The sequence below is a fragment of the Umezawaea endophytica genome, assembly GCF_025061645.1.
Taxonomy (GTDB): domain Bacteria; phylum Actinomycetota; class Actinomycetes; order Mycobacteriales; family Pseudonocardiaceae; genus Umezawaea; species Umezawaea endophytica.
Genome location: NZ_JANYMP010000004.1, coordinates 166,198 through 183,815, shown reverse-complemented (window position 1 = coordinate 183,815; position 17,618 = coordinate 166,198). Strand labels below are relative to the sequence as shown.

Annotated in this window: 20 protein-coding genes; 12 read left to right on the top strand and 8 right to left on the bottom strand. The window is 71.8% G+C overall.

Features of this window, described 5'->3' with window-relative positions:
- Positions 1–24: 24 nt before the first annotated feature.
- The 5 genes from NZH93_RS10745 (at position 25) to NZH93_RS10725 (ending at position 3,897) form a co-directional block, all read left to right on the top strand.
- Entirely contained in the window at positions 25–387 is a 363-nt protein-coding gene (locus NZH93_RS10745) for a YciI family protein (RefSeq protein WP_259622838.1), read from the top strand.
- The gene (locus NZH93_RS10740; protein WP_259622837.1) at positions 384–1,619 is read left to right on the top strand and encodes an RNA polymerase sigma factor; all 1,236 of its coding nucleotides are present in this window, start codon (positions 384–386) and stop codon (positions 1,617–1,619) included. The genes NZH93_RS10745 and NZH93_RS10740 overlap by 4 nt, the downstream gene beginning before the upstream one ends.
- Positions 1,620–1,688: 69 nt before the next feature.
- Positions 1,689–2,393, top strand: a complete 705-nt coding sequence (locus NZH93_RS10735; protein ID WP_259622836.1) for a dihydrofolate reductase family protein — start codon at positions 1,689–1,691, stop codon at positions 2,391–2,393.
- 52 nt (positions 2,394–2,445) lie between these two features.
- The gene (locus tag NZH93_RS10730) at positions 2,446–3,192 is read left to right on the top strand and encodes a type 1 glutamine amidotransferase domain-containing protein (RefSeq protein WP_259622835.1); all 747 of its coding nucleotides are present in this window, start codon (positions 2,446–2,448) and stop codon (positions 3,190–3,192) included.
- A 63-nt stretch (positions 3,193–3,255) separates the two neighbouring features.
- A complete protein-coding gene (locus NZH93_RS10725) occupies positions 3,256–3,897 on the top strand; it encodes a hypothetical protein (protein ID WP_259622834.1) in 642 nt (213 codons plus the stop codon).
- Between the two features lie 449 nt (positions 3,898–4,346).
- Here NZH93_RS10725 and NZH93_RS10720 read toward each other — a convergent pair whose 3' ends face one another.
- A complete protein-coding gene (locus NZH93_RS10720) occupies positions 4,347–4,829 on the bottom strand; it encodes an Lrp/AsnC family transcriptional regulator (protein WP_259622833.1) in 483 nt (160 codons plus the stop codon).
- Between the two features lie 113 nt (positions 4,830–4,942).
- Between NZH93_RS10720 and NZH93_RS10715 the strand changes: the two genes are divergently transcribed.
- Together NZH93_RS10715 and NZH93_RS10710 are read left to right on the top strand one after the other, a co-directional pair.
- On the top strand, positions 4,943–5,416 hold the full coding sequence (locus NZH93_RS10715) for a DUF2000 domain-containing protein (RefSeq protein WP_259622832.1): 474 nt from the start codon (positions 4,943–4,945) through the stop codon (positions 5,414–5,416).
- Positions 5,417–5,487: 71 nt separating this feature from the next.
- Positions 5,488–6,285, top strand: a complete 798-nt coding sequence (locus NZH93_RS10710) for an SAM-dependent methyltransferase (RefSeq protein ID WP_259622831.1) — start codon at positions 5,488–5,490, stop codon at positions 6,283–6,285.
- Positions 6,286–6,430: 145 nt separating this feature from the next.
- Here NZH93_RS10710 and NZH93_RS10705 read toward each other — a convergent pair whose 3' ends face one another.
- Together NZH93_RS10705 and NZH93_RS10700 are read right to left on the bottom strand one after the other, a co-directional pair.
- Entirely contained in the window at positions 6,431–7,468 is a 1,038-nt protein-coding gene (locus tag NZH93_RS10705; RefSeq protein ID WP_259622830.1) for a zinc-binding dehydrogenase, read from the bottom strand.
- A 64-nt stretch (positions 7,469–7,532) separates the two neighbouring features.
- Positions 7,533–8,672 (bottom strand): alanine--tRNA ligase-related protein, encoded by a 1,140-nt coding sequence (locus NZH93_RS10700; RefSeq protein ID WP_259622829.1) that lies wholly within the window; start codon positions 8,670–8,672, stop codon positions 7,533–7,535.
- A gap of 367 nt (positions 8,673–9,039) precedes the next feature.
- Here NZH93_RS10700 and NZH93_RS10695 point away from each other — a divergent pair, with 367 nt between their 5' ends.
- Positions 9,040–9,723, top strand: a complete 684-nt coding sequence (locus tag NZH93_RS10695; RefSeq protein WP_259622828.1) for a hypothetical protein — start codon at positions 9,040–9,042, stop codon at positions 9,721–9,723.
- A gap of 37 nt (positions 9,724–9,760) precedes the next feature.
- Positions 9,761–10,852 carry a threonine aldolase family protein gene (locus NZH93_RS10690; protein WP_259622827.1) on the top strand — a complete coding sequence of 364 codons (1,092 nt, stop codon included), beginning with the start codon at positions 9,761–9,763 and terminating at the stop codon, positions 10,850–10,852.
- Here NZH93_RS10690 and NZH93_RS10685 read toward each other — a convergent pair.
- The gene (locus NZH93_RS10685; protein WP_259622826.1) at positions 10,832–12,028 is read right to left on the bottom strand and encodes a cytochrome P450; all 1,197 of its coding nucleotides are present in this window, start codon (positions 12,026–12,028) and stop codon (positions 10,832–10,834) included. The two genes, NZH93_RS10690 and NZH93_RS10685, sit on opposite strands and share 21 nt — an antisense overlap.
- 61 nt (positions 12,029–12,089) lie before the next feature.
- Positions 12,090–13,634 (bottom strand): MFS transporter, encoded by a 1,545-nt coding sequence (locus NZH93_RS10680; protein WP_259622825.1) that lies wholly within the window; start codon positions 13,632–13,634, stop codon positions 12,090–12,092.
- Between the two features lie 91 nt (positions 13,635–13,725).
- Between NZH93_RS10680 and NZH93_RS10675 the strand changes: the two genes are divergently transcribed.
- Positions 13,726–14,259, top strand: a complete 534-nt coding sequence (locus NZH93_RS10675; protein WP_259622824.1) for a PadR family transcriptional regulator — start codon at positions 13,726–13,728, stop codon at positions 14,257–14,259.
- 414 nt (positions 14,260–14,673) lie between these two features.
- The gene (locus tag NZH93_RS10670) at positions 14,674–15,240 is read left to right on the top strand and encodes a DUF3455 domain-containing protein (RefSeq protein ID WP_259622823.1); all 567 of its coding nucleotides are present in this window, start codon (positions 14,674–14,676) and stop codon (positions 15,238–15,240) included.
- Between the two features lie 32 nt (positions 15,241–15,272).
- Here the strand turns inward: NZH93_RS10670 and NZH93_RS10665 are convergent, their stop codons facing one another.
- Positions 15,273–15,527, bottom strand: coding sequence for a hypothetical protein (locus tag NZH93_RS10665; protein WP_259622822.1), 255 nt, complete (start codon positions 15,525–15,527; stop codon positions 15,273–15,275).
- Between the two features lie 205 nt (positions 15,528–15,732).
- On the opposite strand from NZH93_RS10665, the gene NZH93_RS10660 reads away from it, so the two are divergent.
- Complete coding sequence (locus NZH93_RS10660; RefSeq protein ID WP_259622821.1) at positions 15,733–16,242, top strand: hypothetical protein; 510 nt, start codon at positions 15,733–15,735, stop codon at positions 16,240–16,242.
- Here NZH93_RS10660 and NZH93_RS10655 read toward each other — a convergent pair.
- Together NZH93_RS10655 and NZH93_RS10650 are read right to left on the bottom strand one after the other, a co-directional pair.
- The gene (locus tag NZH93_RS10655) at positions 16,239–17,075 is read right to left on the bottom strand and encodes a helix-turn-helix transcriptional regulator (RefSeq protein ID WP_259622820.1); all 837 of its coding nucleotides are present in this window, start codon (positions 17,073–17,075) and stop codon (positions 16,239–16,241) included. The two genes, NZH93_RS10660 and NZH93_RS10655, sit on opposite strands and share 4 nt — an antisense overlap.
- 59 nt (positions 17,076–17,134) lie before the next feature.
- Positions 17,135–17,617, bottom strand: coding sequence for a RidA family protein (locus tag NZH93_RS10650; protein WP_259622819.1), 483 nt, complete (start codon positions 17,615–17,617; stop codon positions 17,135–17,137).
- Between the last annotated feature and the right edge of the window lies 1 nt (position 17,618).

Sequence of the window (17,618 nt, the reverse complement as noted above, 5' to 3'; positions counted from 1 at the left end):
GCGTTGCGGGCACAATGGCCTGCCATGAAGTACCTGATGTTGATCTACGGCAACGAGACCGTGTGGAACAGCCTGCCGCCCGCCGAGCTGACGGCGTTGATCGACCGCGTCGACGCGTTCAACCAGGAGCTGCGCGAGTCGGGTGAGCTGATCACGGCGGAGGGCCTGGTGGAGCGCCCGCGCTCGGTCCGGATGGGACCGGACGCGCCGATCGTCACCGACGGCCCGTACCTGGAGGCGAAGGAGTACGTCGGCTCGATGTTCGTGGTGGACGTCGAGGACGAGGAACGGGCGCTGGAGATCGCGAAGGCGTATCCGGGGATCCGCTTCAAGCACGGGGTCGGCGGCGGCCTGGAGGTGTGGCCGCTGATGGAGCACGACCGTTGACCGCGGTCGACGACCTCCTGCGGACGCTCGCGCCACGGGTGCTCGGCACGCTCGTGCGCCGGTACGGCGACTTCACGCGCTGCGAGGACGCCGTGCAGGAGGCGCTGATCAACGCCGCCGACGCGTGGGCGCGCGCCGGCGTCCCCGAGCACCCGCTGGGCTGGTTGACGACGGTCGCGGCCCGGCGGTACGTCGACCAGGTGCGCGCCGACACCGCGCGCGAACGCCGTGAACTGGCGGTCCTCGACGCCACGCCGCGCGACGCGCTGGTCGCGCCGCCCGCCGACGCCGAACCGGTGCGCGACGACCTGCTCGAACTGCTGTTCCTGTGCTGCCACCCGGCGTTGCCCGCGCCCGCGCAGATGGCGCTCGTGCTGCGGGCGGTCGGCGGCCTCACGACGCCGGAGATCGCCGCGGCGTTCCTCGTGCCCGAGAAGACCATGGGTCAGCGGATCTCCCGCGCGAAGCAGCGCCTCCGTGACGCGGGGGCCCGGTTCGAGCTGCCGCCCGAGGCCGAGCGCGGGCCGCGGCTGCGGGTCGTGCTGCACGTGCTGTACCTCGGGTTCAACGAGGGCTACAGCGCCAGCGCGGGCCCCGACCTGCACCGGGTCGACCTCACCGCGCAGGCGCTCCGGCTCGCCCGCGACCTGCGCGACCGCCTCCCCGACTCCGGCGAGACGACGGGTCTGCTCGCGTTGATGCTGCTCACCGAGGCGCGCGGCCGGGCCCGCACCGGTCCGGAGGGTGTCCTGGTCCCGCTGGCCGAGCAGGACCGCTCGCTGTGGGACCGCGCGGCCATCGCCGAGGCGACGGCGATGCTCGACCACAGCCTGGCGACGTTCCCCCTCGGCCCCTACCAGGTGCAAGCGGCCATCGCCGCGCTGCACGACGAGGCGGCCTCCGTCGAGGCCACCGACTGGCCGCAGGTCCTCGCCCTGTACGACCTGCTGGAACGCCTGGCGCCGAACCCGGTCGTGTCGCTCAACCGGGCCGTCGCGCTCGGCGTGGTCCACGGGCCCGAGGCGGGTTTGGCGGCCGTCCGCGAGCTGGGCGCGGGTGTCCTCGCGGGCAACCACCGCCTGCTCGCCGTCGAGGCCCACCTGCTCGACCAGGCCGGGGACCGGTCCGCGGCGGCCCGCCGGTTCCAGGAGGCCGCCCGGCTGGCGGGCAGCCACCCCGAGCGCCGGTTCCTGCTGTCACGGGCCGCGGAAGTCCTGTCGAACCCGGTGTAGAAATCGCCGCGACGGCTCCGATCCACTGCGGGAGCGCCCGACGGGTGCTGTGGATCGAGGAGTTGTGACATGACGAAGGTGACCGCGCAGATGTCCGTGTCGCTGGACGGCTTCTACGCCGGACCGCGCCACGACGGCGAGGGTGACTGGATGGCGTCGGCGGAGGCCGCCGCGTTCTTCCGCGTCACGCGCTGGGCGATCGACGCGGCGGCGTGGCGCGAACGCCAGGGCTTCGCGGGCGGCGAGTCGGACGTCAACTCCGACATCATCGGGGAGATGTTCGAGTCGGCGGGCGCGTACGTCATGGGGCGGCGCATGGCCGAGGGCGGCGAGGTCCCGTGGGGCGACGAGCCGCCGTTCCGCGCGCCGGTCTTCGTCGTCACCCACCGGCCGCGGCCGACGCTGCAACGCCTGGGCGGTACCAGCTTCACCTTCGTGACCGACGGGATCGCCAGCGCCATCGACCAGGCCCGCGCCGCTGCCAACGGCAAGAACGTCGCCGTCGCGGGCGGCGGCGAACTCGTTCGGCAGGTGCTGCAAGCAGGACTCCTGGACGAGCTGGAACTGCACGTCGCACCGGTCGTAGTCGGCACCGGGCTGCGGCTGCTGGACATCCTCGACCTGCCCGCGAAGGAGGCGATCGAACTCGTGCCGACCAGGGTCGTCCACACGCCCTCGGTGACGCACATCCGGTACTCGGTGGGCGGCCGTGCGCCGCTGGTGCTGGACGACAGGGGCCGCGGCGGAGGGCCCGCGCAGGTCGATCGCGCGTAGGCGGCACCGGGCCGGGCTGCTCACGCCCGGCCCGGTTTGGTAGACAACGGCCATGCGCGTCCTCGTACCCCTGCCCGACCGCGACTTCGACGTGACCGAGGTGGCCGTGCCGTGGCGGTCGCTGCGCGACGCGGGCCACCAGGTCGTGTTCGCCACCGAGCACGGCACCACCCCGGCCGCCGACCCGCTGCTGCTCACGGGAGTCCTCTTCGGACAGTTGGGCGCCGAACCGGAGCCGCGGCGGTTCTACCAGGAGATGCTCGCCGACGAGGCCTACCTGAACCCGATGACGTGGGCCGACCTGGAGCCCTCGGCGTACGACGGCCTGCTGCTCCCCGGCGGCCACGCGCCCGGCATGCGCCAGTACCTGGGCAGCGCCGTCCTGCGCGCCCACGTCCTCGCGTTCTGGCGCCTGGGCCGCCCCGTCGGCGCCATCTGCCACGGCGTCCTCGTGCTGGCCCGCACCGTCGACCCGGAGACCGGTCGATCGGTGATCGCCGACCGGCGCACCACGTGCCTGCCGAAGTACCTGGAACGCATCGCGTACTACCTGACCGCGTGGCGCCACGGCCGGTACTACCGGACCTACCCGGCGTACGTGCAGGACGAGGTCACCGCCGCCCTGGACTCGCCAACGCACTTCGAACGCGGCCCCCTGGAACTCTCCCGCCGCGGCACCGCGACCGACGACAGCCCCGCGTTCGTCGTACAGGACCGCAACTACGTGTCCGCCCGCTGGCCGGGCGACGCATACCTGTTCAGCCGCCACTTCCTGGCCCTTCTCCACTCGAAGGAGTGAATCCGGGGCGTTGAGCCCGTCGAAGTGGCCATTTTTGTCGGTGCTCGTCGCGACCATCGACGCATGGTGAATCGCAGGATCGGTGGTGCTGGGGGCGGCTCGGACAAAGCGGGCGGCGGCTTGGCGGCGGTGGTGGTCGTGCTGGTGGCGCTGGGCGCGCTCGGAGCCGGAACGACAGGGGTGGTCGGCTCCGGCGCCGGGTCGTCCGCCAGCGTCGGCGTGCGCAAGGCGGAGAGCAAGAATTCCGCGCGCGAGGGCGACTCCGAGGCGGCGTGGCGGCGGATGGGCGTGCGCGAGCTGAAACGGGTGTCGAAGCAGGAGGCGGACTGCCTGAGCGCTTCGCACGGTCAGGTCCAGGAGTTCTTCTTGCGCACGCCCTGCACGTCGCTGGACCGGCTGCTTCTCGCGGTGGCGGATGGCGAGGGCAACAGCGCGGTCGTCTCGGTGGCGTGGGTGGGCTTTCGCAAGAGCGGCGACGTGAGGGCGTTCAAGGCTGTCATGGACAGACAGGGCAGCGGAGACATCCGCTCACTCGCGACACCGCTGCTGGGGCTGGCCGACATCCGGTTCAGCGGGCACAACTACGGATCCGAGACCAACGGGAAGGGGATCACCATCGCCGAAGCCGAAGCGGCCACGGGTGCGGTGGCACCGGACGTGCTCGACGCACTGGCGGAGGTCGCGGCACTGCTCCCCCGCCCATGACGTGGGGCGCGGCCTGTTGGCGGGCTTGGGCTGCGGCCCGGTTCGAGGCAGTGGTGCAGGAGTGCAGCGCTGCTTCCCTGTTCGCGGACCTGAACTGCTGCGCGGTTCGATGTGGCCCATGGGTGGCGTGTGTCCAACTGCCGGGCCGCAGGAACCAGCGGATGTCCGCAGTCATCGCGCTCAACTGCTCTCCCGGCGGCAACCACGGCGTCACCGAAGCCGTCCACGGCCTGCAGGGCGCCGCAGGCCACCGACGGTCCCGGTCGTCAACACCTGACGGCCGCCGTGCACCGCGTCGATCCACGGGTCGCACCGGTGCCGGAGCCGAACCGCTGAACCCGTGGGAGAACCGATCGCCGCCGTTTCAGGGGCGTCGGTCATCCGGGGCGTACACGCAGTCCATGGGCGCATGGGTGGGCACCCGCACCTCCCGACATGGCGCGGTTGTCTCAGCGGCGGGGGCGGGCGGGGGTGGCTGGTTCGATGATCGGGCTGCGGATGTGTTCGTAGACGACGCTGGTGCGGACGTCTGCGACCTCCGGGCGTTGGGTGAGGCGGTCGATGACGAAGGCGTAGAGGAACTTGTTGTCGGGGACGGCTACGTGGATGAGGAAGTCCTCGCCGCCTGCCACGACGAACACGCCGACGGTTTCCGGGAGGCGGGCCGCCCATTCGCGGAAGGCCTCGATGGTGGGGCGGGATGGTGGGCGGACGCGGACGGAGATCAGGGCCTGTACCGGGCGGCCCACCTCCTCCAGGTCCAGGTCTACGAGGAAGCCGCGGATGACGCCGCGGTCGCGGAGTGAGCGGACGCGTTCCAAGGAGGTGGAGGGGGAGACGCCGGTGGCGGCGGCCAGTTCGCGGTTGGTGCGCCGTGCGTCGTGCTGCAATTCCCGCAGGAGTGCCTGATCTAGTTCGTCCAAGTCAGCCATGACGCCCCTTCTGCCGAATTAAGTTCGACGAGGGTACCCCGGTCCGGATTTCGTGCTTAACATCGGCGAATCAGCGCCCACACGTGTGGCGAAAGCTTGTTTGAGGGAGTCACGTGACCACCGCCGTCGTACCCGCACTGGAGCCGCACGAGATCCGCACCGACCTGCCCACCCGCAACGCGCGGCTGAAGTGGGTGATGGTGGTGGACACGGCGCTCGGTGCCGGGCTGCTCGCGAACGCCGCCGTGTGCATGGCGGCGGCCGTCGGGAACGCCATCCCGACGCTGCTCGGACCGGGCACGACGGACGCGTCGGGCACGCACCACCCTGGTCTGCCGTGGACGGGGTGTTCGATCCTGGCCGGGGACTCGGTGACGGTCGGCGAGGTGCGCGCCAAGGCGATGACCAGGGAGGGGCTGCTGGTGGTGGACATGCCCGAGCAGGCGCAGACCAGCCGGGTGTACGACGAGTACCTGGCCGCGGTGGCGAGCACCGAGGCCGCCGACCTGACCTACTACGCCGTGAGCATCGTGGGGCCGCGCAACAAGGTGGACAAGCTGGTCGGGAAGTTGTCGTTGTTGCGCTGACCGGCGTGTGCGGCCCGGCTCGTGATCGCGACCCCGCTAGGCTGCCCGCCCCGACTAGTGCGAGGTGCGCGATGACGGATCGTCCCACCTGGGTGCCGGACTCGATCAACACCGAACTGCCCAGTGCCGCGAGGGTCTACGACTACCTGCTGGGCGGTGGGCACAACTTCGCGATCGACCGGGTCGTCGGCGAGAAGGTGTTGCGGGTGCTGCCGAACGGCGGTCAGATCGCCGGGTCGAACCGGGCGTTCCTGCGGCGGGCGGTGCTGTTCATGATCGATCAGGGCATCACGCAGTTCCTGGACCTCGGGTCCGGCATTCCGACGGTGGGCAACGTGCACGAGATCGCCCAGCAGGCCGATCCGAACGCGCGGGTGGTGTACGTGGACTACGACGAGGTCGCGGTGACGCACAGCGAACTGCTGTTGCAGGGCAACGAGAACGCGACCGTCGTGGCCGCGGACGCGACGCGGCCGGACCGCGTGCTGTCGGCGCCCGCGGTGCGGAAGACGCTGGACTTCGACAAGCCCGTCGGGCTGCTCATGGTGGCCGTGCTGCACTTCGTGCCGGACGAGAAGAAGCCGCACGACGTGCTGACCCAGTACTTCGACGCGCTGCCGGCGGGCAGCCTGGTCGCGCTGTCGCACCTCACGGCCGACGGCAAGCCGGACGAGATGGCCGAGGTCGTGGAGGCGATGAAGAACAGCCGCGACCCGATGTACTTCCGCACGCACGCCGAGTTCGCCGCGATGTTCGAAGGCCTGGAGGTGCTCGACCCCGGCGTCGTCAGCGCGCCCCACTGGCGCCCCGACGTCGACTACGACACCAGCCCGGAGGACGTCTACGCGGGCGTCGCCCGCAAGGTCTGACCGAGCACACCAACCGCGGGCCTCGGGGACCGAAGCCAGGAACCGAAGGCAGGGCCTGGGGTCGCGAGTCCGTGCTCAGGGGCGGGAAGTGCGAAGGACCGAGGGCTCGCGACCCAGCGCGGCAGGGCCGGGGGACGGCCGGGTCTCACGGTACGAGGACGAGGCGGATCGGGTCGCCGTCGCGGTCCGCCAGCATGCGCACCGCGTCGGCCGCGTGGGCCAGCGGGATGTGGCCAGTGATCGACTCGGCGAAGTCCAGGCGGTGGTAGGCGGTCAGGGCGACCAGTGCCTCCACGTCCTCCGGCATCGACCCGTAGTGGCCGAGCAGGCGCTGGCCCCGGACGCTGAAGCCGATGCCGTCGGTGAGGGTGAGCGGGCCGCCCATCAGGCCGACCAGGACCAGCGCGCCGCCCAGGCCCAGTACCTCGGCGGCCTGGTCGCGGACCGCGGGGACGCCCGCGAAGTCGAAGGCGTGGTCCAGGCCGCGGCCTCCGGTGGCGGCGCGGACGCGTTGGGCGAAGTCCGTCGCGGCGGGGTCCAGCGCGAGGTCCGCGCCGAACACCAGGGCCCGGTCGCGGGCGCTGGGCAGCGGGTCGACCGCGACGATCGGCGCGGCCCCGATGGTGCGCAGCACCTGCACGGCGTGCGCGCCGAGGCCGCCGACACCCCAGACGCCCGCGGACTGGGCGGGGCGCACGCCGGCAGTGGTGGTGATCGCGGCGTACGGCGTCGACACGGCGTCCGGGATGATGGCGGCCTCGTCGAACGGCAGGTGGTCCGGGATCGGCACGAGCGTGTCGTGCCTGGCCAGCGCGTACTTGGCCCACCCGCCGTCGTAGTGCACTCCCCTGGTCCGGCCGGTCAGGCACGGTTTGCCGCGGACGCACAGCTCGCACCGCCCGCAGCTCTGCCCGGCTTGCAGGATCACCCGACGCCCGACCTCGACCGACGGCGGCACGTTCGAGCCGAGCACCTCGACCGTCCCGGACACCTCGTGGCCGAGGGTCAGCTTGGGCTGGTCGTTGTCCCACACGCGGAGCGTGCCGTCGATCAGGTGGAGGTCCGACAGGCACACGCCCGCGGCCGCGACGGCCACCAGCACCTCGTCGGGCCCCGGTTCCGGGATCGGCACCTCCTCGACGGCGAACTCCAGCGTGGTGAGGTTGAGGCGGGCTGCGGGCATCACCGGTCGAGTATGGGCGCGGCGAAGCCCGCGCACCTGACGGTTAGGGGGCGCGCTGGGGCCCCTACATCTCCCGCAGCACCACCACCAGGTCCCTCGGGATCCCGTGTGTCTCGTGCAGGTACCGGAAGTCCTGCTCGGTCAGCGGGTCGCGGTAGCGGGACACCAGCGTCCGGCCTCGCGTGACGAGCGAGCGGAAGCGGCGCTCCTCGTCGCGCAGCACCTCGAACACCCCGCCCGACTGCCCGAAGTGCGTGAGGGTCCCGCGCACCAGGGGTTCCGGCAGGTCGGACAGGGTGCGGTCGGGGTCGTCGCGCCACAGGGTCGTGAGCACGCGCCGCAGCAGCCTGCGCAGCACGTAGCCGCGGCCGGTGTTCGACGGGGTCACGCCGTCGCCGATCACCACGACACTCGACCGCAGGTGGTCCACGACCAACCGGTTGTCCGGCAGGTCCCATGGCAGGCCGCGCACCCACGGCGTGAGCAGGTCGGTCTCGAACACGGACCGCTTGCCCTGCAGGAACATCAGCATCCGCTCCAGGCCCATCCCGGTGTCCACTGTGGAGTCGGACAGCGGCGTGAGCGAGCCGTCGGGGTGCCGCCGGTAGCGCATCATCACGTGGTTCCACACCTCCGTCCACCGGTCGTCGGTGGTGGGCGTGCCGGTCGGCGGCCCGTCGCCGGTCCACACGAACACCTCGCTGTCCGGCCCGCACGGTCCTGTCGGCCCGTTGGACCACCAGTTCTCCGACACCGTCAGCTCGACGGGGACGCCGAGCGAGGTCCACGTGTCGAGCGACCCGGTGTCCGGCCCGACCTGGTCGTCACCGCCGAACACGGTGACGTGCAGCAGGCCGGGGTCGACGCCGAACCCGTCGCACAGCAGTTCGTGGCCCCACCGCAGGCTCTGGGGCCCGTCGTAGGAGCGCAGCGACCACGACCCGAGCATCTCGAACACGGTCAGGTGCGTCGGGTCGCCGACCTCCTCCAGGTCGGTGGTGCGCAGGCAGCGCTGGACGTTGACCAGGCGGTCGCCCAGCGGGTGGTCCCGCCCTTCGAGGAACGGGGTCAGCGGGTGCATGCCGGACGTGGTGAACAGGACGGGGTCGCCGGGCGGTGGCAGCAGCGACGTGCCGGTCACCCTGCGGTGGCCGCGGGAGGTGAAGAAGTCGAGGAAGGTGTCGATGACGTGCTCGGTGTCCATGGCGGAGGTCCTCTTCCGGTGGGGTGGGGACGACCGGAAAGGACCACGGCGGGACACCAGGCGGACCGTTTCCGGTCGCCGGGGGGTTGTCGGGGTCAGGCAGCGGCGGCGACCGACGAGCGAGGAGCTCGCGCGGCCGCGGCGACGTGCTGCGGGTGGACCGACATGCCCCAACCCTAGGCCACGGCGCAAGCCGTTTAACCGTCCACAGTGGATCCGCTGGGCCTTCCGGGTGAAGAAGAGCGGCGGGCGAAGTTGCCGTTCGCGCAGGTCACGCCGCGAAACACCAGGTCGGGGCCGGTGCCGCTCCGGCACCGATCCGGCGCACCACCGTTACGCGCGGGGTGCCCGTCCCGATGTCAGGGGCATGGTGACCGGAGCGGGAGCGGTGAGGGGCCGGGAGCGGCGCGAGCCGCTCGCGATCTCCGGGGTGGTCACCCTGCTGGTCCTGGCGAGCGTCTACGTGTGGGCTTCGGTGCTCTCGCCCGAGGGGCGGGTCGCCGCGGTGACCAGCATCGGCGTCCGGGACCACTGCGCTTCCGGGTGGGTCGTACCGGACGCCGGTGACGCTCCGATCCCGATGGCGGGCAGGCCATCGGGGTCGGTGCTCGGCAGCGGCGGCGCGGTGACGGTCACGGTGCGCGGCCTGACGGGTGACGACATCGTGCTCGGCCAGCCGGTCGTCGAGGTGGTCAGCCGACGGCCCGCGCTGCCGGGGGTGTTCCTGCCCGCGCCGTGCGACGTCTCACCGCCCTCGGGTTTCCTGGTCGTCGACCTGGACCGCCCCACGGTCCCGCTGAACCCGGACGGGGAGCCCGCCGAGTTCCCCTACCAGGTCACCGGTACGGAACCCGACCACATCGTGGTCCGGCCGGTGTCGACCACCGACGACGTCGAGTGGCGGCTGCGCATCCCCTGGACGTCCGGCGTGGGCACGGGGGTGCTCGTGGTCGACGACGACGGGAACCCGTTGCGCACCACCGCCACGAGCGCCGCCCGGCCGTTCTGCGTGGAGCTGCCGGACAGCGCGCGCTGGGTGTCGTGCGAATAGGGATGACCTCGGGCGGGTCGTGTGGAACGGTGGAGCGGTGTCCGACGTCGAGAAGCGCATCCAGATCCGCCGGAGCTGCGCCCGGTCCCTGTCCGGCCACGGCGAGCCGACCATGCGGGAGCGGCTGGCCGGGCTGATCGCCCTGCCGGAGTCCGAGGGCTACCCGGACCTCTACGGGTTCGGCGATCCCGTGACGCTGCTGGAGCACCGCGTCGCCGAGCTGCTGGGCAAGCCCGCCGCGCGGTTCGTGGTCAAGGGCGTGATCGCCCAGCAGGCCGCGCTGCGGACGTGGACGGACAGCGTCCGGATCGGCACCGTGGCGCTGCACCCGTTGAGCCACGTCGACTCCGACGAGCTGGGCGCGTTCGAGCGGCTGCACCCGCTGCGCGGTGTGCGGCTGGGCGGGAAGCGCGGGTTCGGGGTCGAGGAGCTGGAGAAGGTCGGCGAGCCGCTCGGCGCGGTGACCGTGGAGCTGCCGCTGCGCAACGCCGGGTTCGCGCTGCCGGAGTGGGACGACCTGGTCGCGGTGTCGCGGTGGTGCCGCGAGCACGGTGTGCCGCTGCACTTCGACGGCGCGCGCCTGTGGGAGTCCGCGCCGTACTACGGTCGCGGGCTCGACGAGCTGGCCGATCTGGCGGACTCGGTGTACGTGTCGTTCTACAAAGGACTCGGCGGGCTCGCGGGGTGCGCGCTGGTCGGGTCCGAGGACTTCCTGGCGCGCGCGACGCCGTGGCTGACCCGGCACGGCGCCAACGTGTGGGCGAACTACCCGTACGCGCTCTCGGCGATCGACGGGCTGAACCGGTACCTGCCGCGGATGTCGGCCTACCGCGACCGGGCGATCACGCTGGCGGCGGCCATCGCGGGCGTGCCGGGTGTGACCGTGGGCGAGCCGCAGACGAACGGGTTCCGCGTGTTCCTGCCCGGCTCGCCCGACGCGCTGCGCGACGCGCACCTGCGACTGGCCGAGCGCACCGGCACGTGGCTGTTCCCCGGCGCCGCCGAGACCGACGTGCCGGGGCTGTCCGCGGTGGAGGTCGTGGTCGGCGAGGCGACCTCGGCGGTGACCGACGCCGAGGCCGCGGCGCTGTTCGCCGACCTGCTGGCCTCAGTCGAGGGTGACGGGTAGCGCGGCGAAGCCGAACATGAACGGCGAGATCCGGTGCGCCAGTCCCGCGCGCTCGACGCCGAAGCCCAGGTTCGGGTAGCGGTCGAACAGCGCGGTCAGGCCGACGCGCGCCTGCAACCTGGCCAGTGCCGCGCCGACGCAGTGGTGCGGTCCGTGGCCGAACGCGAGGTGCGGTGGGTCCGTCCGGTCGATCCGCACCCGGTCCGGCTCGGGGTACACCAGCGGATCGCGGTTGGCCGCGCCCACGAGCAGCCCGATCGTGGCCCCCTTCGGGATGGTGGTGCCGCGCAGCTCGATCGGCTCCAACGCGAACCGGAACGCGGGTGAGAGGACCACCGGTCCGGAGTGGCGCAGCAGTTCCGCGACCGCCTGGTCCGTCACGACGTCGCGCGGCTGGTCGGGGTGGTCGAGCAGGGCGACGACCGCGTTGGCGAAGAAGTTCGCCGTCGTGTCGTAGCCCGCGCCCAGGAGGTTCGCCGTGATGGCGGCGACCTCGTCGTCGTCCAGGCCGTCCTTCCCCTCGGCCGCCAGCAGCAGCAGGGAGAGCAGGTCGTCGCCCGGCTGCCCGCGCTTGACCTCCATCTGGCCGCGCACGTAGTCCAGGGTCGCCAGCAGGGCGGCGTTGGCGGCCTCGCGGTCCGGGCTGGTGGCCGCGTCGGACCAGCCGCGGAGCATCTCGTGGTCCGACTGCGGGGCGCCCAGGACCGTTCCGATGGTGGTGATCGCGAGCGGGTAGCCGAACGACCGCAGCAGGTCCGGCTCGTCCTCGTCCACCATCGCGTCCAGCAGCGTCGCGGCGGTCTCGGCGATGAACGCCTCCCACCCGGCGATGACCCGCGGTGTGAGGGTCCCGCCGACCACCCGGCGCTGGCGCGTGTGGTCCGGCGGGTCGAGCACGAACGCCCGTTCCCACCCGGTGCCGACGCCCATCGCGAGGCCGGAGGCCAGGAAGCGGTCGCTCGACGACCGGGTGTCGGCGCTGATCCGCGGGTCCGTGGACAGGGCGCGGATGTCGTCGTGCCGGGTCAGCAGCCACAGGTCCAGGTCCGCGAACGGCAGCGCCACCTCCGCGACGGGGTTGTCCTCCCGCAGCCGTGCCAGCACCGGGAACGGGTCGGCGTAGTACTCCATCGAGAAGATGTCCGGCAGGAGGCTCGGCTTCGCGACACTCGTCATGGGGCACTTCCTCCACCGTCGTCCGGGTGATCCAGTCGGGGCGCGGACGGCCCTTCCTCGGTCAGGCGGTCCGACGCCGGTCGCGAGGGTAGAGCGCCGCGAGGACCAGCAGTACCGCCATCGCGAGCGCCATTCCGGTGAACGCCCACTGCACCGCGCCCGCGTAGTCGGTCCGCACGGCCGCCATCACCCGCTCGTGCACCGCTGAGGGCGCGCCGCCGTCACCACCCGCTCCGGTCACGAGGTCGACGGCCTTGCGGGCGTCGGCCGCCGTCGCCCCCATGGCCTCGAACGACGCGGTGAGCCTGGTCGTGAGCTGACCGGTGACCAGCGTGGTGAACACCGCCATGCCGAACGCGCCGCCGAAGTTCTTCATCGACTGCGACAGCGCGGTGACCTCGCCGTAGGAGGCGCCGATGGCCCGGTTCACCGCGTCCGTGCTCGCGGCGCTGAGCATGAAGCCCACACCGGCCCCGGCGAGCGCGATCGGCCAGGTCTGCTGGTTGAGGAACGCGGAGTGGTCGAAGTCCAGGTCCGTCACGGTCGCGGCGAGCCAGCCGAAGCCCGCGACGCCGAGCGCGCCGCCGATCGCCAGCACCGGGCGGGCGCCGACGCGGTCGAACATCGACGAGCCGAACCGCGAGGCGATGACGAAACCGAGGAACAGCTTGAGGAACAGGACGCCGGTGAGCGTGGCGGACAGGCCGAGCGACACCTGGCCGTAGACGCTGAGGAAGAAGAACACCGCGATGAACGCGACCGAGGAGAACAGCGTGGCCAGCGTGGAGATCGTGAAGCCTCGGTCGCCGAACGCCCGCAGGTTCACCAGCGGCTCGTGCGTGCGCAGCTCGTGGACGGCGAACGCGGCCAGGAACACCACTCCGCCGACGAGCGCGGCCAGCACGCCGGGGCTCGTCCAGCCCCAGCCGCTCGCCTGCTGGAACCCGAACACGACGAGGCCCATCCCCAGCGCCACCAGCACCGCGCCGACCCGGTCGACGCGCTCGGCGCGCCGGGGCGACGGCGCGGCGGACAGCCCCACGACGACCATGGCGACGATCGCGATCGGCACGTTGACCCAGAAGATCGAGCGCCACGTCCACGCCGTCAGGTAGCCGCCCGCCATCGGGCCGATGGCCGTCATGGCGCCGGTGATCGCGAAGAACATCGCCATCGCCCTGCCGCGGCCCTCGCGGGAGAAGCTCTGCACCACGATGCCGATGGCGGCCGGGAACATGATCGCGCCGCTCACGCCCTGGAGGACTCGCGCACCGACCAGCCACGCCTCGGCGAGGTCGCCCGCCGGGGCCAGGCCGCACAGCAGCGACGTGACGCCGAACGCGGCGATGCCGACCATGACCATCCGCTTGTGGCCGACCACGTCGGCGAGCCTGCCGCCGAGCAGGAAGAACGCCGCCGTGGCGAGCAGGTAGGCGTTGACGGCCCACTGGATGCCGTCGTGCGACAGGCCTAGCTGGCTTTGGATCGTGGGTGCGGAGAGCGCCACGATCGTCTGGTCGATGGTGGTCATCGACACCGCGAGGATGAGGCCGACGAGCGCGCGGACGCCCGTCTTGCCGGTGGTGCCGCTGGTCAGCGTGGTCATGGCGGGGAACTCCGTTTCGACATGTCAGTAGTGACAGGTCGAAGCTAGACGTTCCTACTCAGACATGTCAATGATGAACTATGCTGCCGGCGTGAGCCTCAAACACGCCACCCTGGGCCTCCTGACCTACGGTCCGGCCAGCGGCTACGACCTGCTCCAGAAGTTCCGCGAGTCGCTGGCCAACGTCTGGCCCGCCACGCAGAGCCAGCTCTACGGCGAACTCGGCAAGCTGGCCGCCGCCGGTCTGGTCACGGTCGCCGCCGAAGGTCCGCGCGGGCGCAAGGAGTACGCGATCACGCCCGAGGGGTCCGCCGAGCTGCGGCACTGGCTCGGCGAGGTCCCCCCCGCGCCCAACCGGCGCAGCGAGATGCTGCTGCGCGTGTTCTTCCTGGGGATGCTGACCCCGGAGCAGGCGCGGGAGTACCTGGACGACCGCGCGACCGTGGCCGCCGAACTCCAGGCCGAGCTGCGCGAGCTGGCCACGACCGTCGACCCGGACAGCGGCCCGCTGGCGGTCTACGGACGGCTCGCGCTGGAGTGGGCGCTGCGGTTCTCGGTGATGCAGGAGGAGTGGGCCACCTGGGCGGCCGACGAGGTGCGCCGCGCGCAGGAGGGCGTGGAGTAGGGCGACGCCCCGCGTCTCGTCGTACGCGTCGGTGCGGTTCGCGGCAGCACCCCGAGGTCCGCGGAACTGGACCAATCACCCACCCGGTCACGGCCCACGTACAAATGTGGAAAACGGTTCAACCCTGTTCGTCACCAATTTTTCTTGGCACACGGGCTGTTTTCCAAGACTGCGGAGTGACGTTTCTTCCACAACGCGCCAAAACCCGCTCCTACCAGCGAAATCACCACCGCGAACCCACCGGCCCACGAGGACGATCCGGACATCTTGGTGCGGTACAACCGTTTGCCGTCCGATGAACCGATCAGTCCTGGCCGATTCTCGCCACCTGGAATTTCGTCTCAAACGGACCATTGCCGCGCCGGTACCCCTACATTGTCGGCGATAGGTTTCCCCACCCTTGGAGAACTGCACATGATTTCCGCACGTCGTTCCAGCACCAAGCTCACGGCCGCCGCTGTGGCGGTCGCGGGCGGCCTGCTCGCACTGGCCCCGGCCGTCGCGCAGGCGGCTCCCGCCCTCACCGCGCCGACCGTGCCTGCGGAGCTCGCGGTCCCCGCCGGGAACCACGTCACCTCCCGCTACGACGCCGTCGGCTACCAGGTGTACGAGTGCAGCACCGCGGGCACGTGGACGCTGCACGCGCCGAAGGCCAGGCTCTCGACGAAGGGCGACATCGGCGTCCACTTCGGAGGGGTCGACGCGAACCTCCCGGCGGGCCCGTACTGGCAGTCGCTGCGCGACGGCAGCCGCGTCCACGGCGGCGGCGCGGTCAGCTCGGCGTCCGGCACCGGCGCGATCCCGCTGCTGCGCCTGACCGGGCTCGACAGCAGCGGCGCAGGCGCGTTCGCGGGTGTCACGTACATCCACCGGCTCAACACGGTCGGCGGCGTCGCTCCCACCACCACGTGCGACCCGGCGGACAAGACGTTCAAGAACGTCTACTACAGCGCGACGTACTACTTCTACAAGGCTGACTAGTCGAGCACGCGGAGGCCGCGCCGGGTCGGAGTTCAGACCTGGCGCGGCCTCTGCGCGTCTCCGGGCGTTCGGGGCGACATCCGCCTGCGCACCTCGGCGATGGCCGCGGCCAACTGGTCGAGCTCGTACCAGTCGAACACGCCGGTCCCCGGCGCGGGCATGGCGACCATGGCCCCACCGGTGTCCGGATCGATGCCCACCCGAGCCTCGCCCGATCTCCCCGACACGGTCCGGCAGTGGATGGGCACGTGGCTCCTCGGGTAGACGCGGTGGCAGAAGTACGCCACCCACCAACCTGCGTGATCGGGAGTGGCCCGTCAATTCCCCGATCGGGCCTCGTCACCATCGGGATTCGACGCGGCATGTGCTTGCTCACATCATCGCCACAACTGTTGACAACGGGCAGTGCGCATGGGTCTTTCGGGCAAAGTTCACCCGCTACCGCGCGGTTCTGTGCTGAACTCGGTCCGCACCAGACCAAGGAGGCACTCGATGTCACCCCTTCCACCGCGCCGCAACGCCCTGCCGAACGCCGACATGGGGCACGCGCTGACCTGGTACCGGGACCAGATGGGCTGGGACGTCCGACTGGTGGACGGGGTGCCGACCCTCTCCCTCACGCACGGGATGACCGGGTTCCTGTTCCCCAGGGCGTGGTTCGCGCCGGTCGCGTCGCTCATGTCCACGATGGACGTGCAGGGTCCGGTCATCGGGTTCCTGGACGAGGTGGAGTCCAAGGCGGTCGCGCTGGCCGACACCAACGACTGCGTGTTCAGCCAGGCCCAGATGCCGCCGGGCGTCACGCTGCTGCGCACGCCCGGCCTGGTGCCGCTGCCGCCGAAGATCGGGTCGAGCTGGCTGATCGAGCCGCACAACGAGCGCCGCTGGCTGCCGTCGGCCACCGCCGTGCTGTCGGTCCTCCAGGCCGCGCAGTCGCCCGCGCGGCCCCCGCGCACTCCTCGGACGCTGCCCTACCGGCAGCTCCAGGCTGCCCGGCGCTAGGCGAACGCCTGGGTGCCCAGCACCCGCAGCAGGTCGAGGCGTTCCGCGCAGCCGGTGCCGGGCTGCGGGCGCAGGGACACGAGCCGCAAGCCGGTGTCCGGGCTGGTGATCACGTCGCACTGCATCTCCAGCACCCCCACCGCCGGGTGCACGTAGGTCTTGCGGCTCGACCGCAGCGGGCGCACCTCGTGCAGCTCCCAGACCGCCGCGAACTCGGCGCTCACCTCCAGCAGGTCGGCCACCAGCGCCGCGGACACCGGGTCCTTGCCCCGCCGCACGACGGCCGCGCGCAGGTCGGCCACGTACCCACGGCCCAGCTTCTCGTGCTCGGCGGGCAGGTACACGTCGCGGCTCGCCGGATCGGTGAACCAGCGCCACACCGTGTTGTCCTCGCGCCCCGCCGTGCCGACCGACGGCCCGAACAGCGCAGCCCCCAACGGGTTCTGCGCGAGCACCGTCGTGAGGTCGTCGCAGACGATGGCGGGCACGGTCGTCAGCGCGTCCAGCACGTGCATCAGGCCCGGATCGACGTACCCGCTCGGCCCGTGCGCGACCGGTGGCGGGTAGCCCGCCAGCACGTACAGGTGGTCGCGCTCGTCGGTCGACAGCCGCAGCGCCCGTGCCAGGCACGCGACCAGCGGCTCAGAAGGGTGCGGCCCGCGCGCCTGCTCCAGCCGCTCGTAGTAGTCCGTCGACATGCTCGCCAGCAGCGCCACCTCCTCGCGCCGCAGGCCGGGGGTCCGCCGCCGGGGGCCGGGCACCAGGCCCACGTCGGCGGGCCTCAGCGCCTCGCGGCGCACACGCAGGAACGAAGCCAGCTCGGAGCGGTCCATGCCCCGATCGTCCCAGGGAACCGCTCCGGGATCCCCGGACAACCAGTCCCCCGATGCGGTCAGCCCGCGATGGCGACCTCGGCCTCGATCTCCACCGGGATGCCGAACGGCAACTCCGCGACGCCGATGGCCGACCGGGCGTGGCTGCCCGCGTCCGGTCCCCAGAGCTGGAGGACGAGGTCGGAGAAGCCGTTGATCACGGCGGGCGCGGTGCCGAAGCCGGGTGACGCGGCGACCATCCCGAACACCCGGAGCCACGCCGTCACGCGGTCCAGGTTGCCCAGTTCCCGTTGCAGGCTGGCCAGCACCGCCAGCGCGGTCAGCTTGGCCGCGACGTACGCCTGCTCGGGCGTCACGTCGACGTCGACCTTGCCGAACGGGCCCGCCAGCGTCCCGTCGGGGTTCAGCGGGCCGTGGCCGGAGACGTACGCCCGGTTCCCGTGGACCCTGACCCAGGGGAACGGCAGGAACACGCCAGGGGGCAGCCGGAGTTGCTCGGGCAGCAGCAGGCCGAGTTCCGCGAGCTTGTACTCGATGCGCACC

Coding starts and splice junctions, on each gene's coding strand:
- NZH93_RS10745 (WP_259622838.1), top strand. CDS start 25: ATGAAGTACCTGATGTTGATCTACGGCAACGAGACCGTGTGGAACAGC.
- NZH93_RS10735 (WP_259622836.1), top strand. CDS start 1,689: ATGACGAAGGTGACCGCGCAGATGTCCGTGTCGCTGGACGGCTTCTAC.
- NZH93_RS10730 (WP_259622835.1), top strand. CDS start 2,446: ATGCGCGTCCTCGTACCCCTGCCCGACCGCGACTTCGACGTGACCGAG.
- NZH93_RS10725 (WP_259622834.1), top strand. CDS start 3,256: ATGGTGAATCGCAGGATCGGTGGTGCTGGGGGCGGCTCGGACAAAGCG.
- NZH93_RS10720 (WP_259622833.1), bottom strand. CDS start 4,829: ATGGCTGACTTGGACGAACTAGATCAGGCACTCCTGCGGGAATTGCAG.
- NZH93_RS10710 (WP_259622831.1), top strand. CDS start 5,488: ATGACGGATCGTCCCACCTGGGTGCCGGACTCGATCAACACCGAACTG.
- NZH93_RS10705 (WP_259622830.1), bottom strand. CDS start 7,468: ATGCCCGCAGCCCGCCTCAACCTCACCACGCTGGAGTTCGCCGTCGAG.
- NZH93_RS10700 (WP_259622829.1), bottom strand. CDS start 8,672: ATGGACACCGAGCACGTCATCGACACCTTCCTCGACTTCTTCACCTCC.
- NZH93_RS10695 (WP_259622828.1), top strand. CDS start 9,040: ATGGTGACCGGAGCGGGAGCGGTGAGGGGCCGGGAGCGGCGCGAGCCG.
- NZH93_RS10685 (WP_259622826.1), bottom strand. CDS start 12,028: ATGACGAGTGTCGCGAAGCCGAGCCTCCTGCCGGACATCTTCTCGATG.
- NZH93_RS10680 (WP_259622825.1), bottom strand. CDS start 13,634: ATGACCACGCTGACCAGCGGCACCACCGGCAAGACGGGCGTCCGCGCG.
- NZH93_RS10670 (WP_259622823.1), top strand. CDS start 14,674: ATGATTTCCGCACGTCGTTCCAGCACCAAGCTCACGGCCGCCGCTGTG.
- NZH93_RS10660 (WP_259622821.1), top strand. CDS start 15,733: ATGTCACCCCTTCCACCGCGCCGCAACGCCCTGCCGAACGCCGACATG.
- NZH93_RS10655 (WP_259622820.1), bottom strand. CDS start 17,075: ATGGACCGCTCCGAGCTGGCTTCGTTCCTGCGTGTGCGCCGCGAGGCG.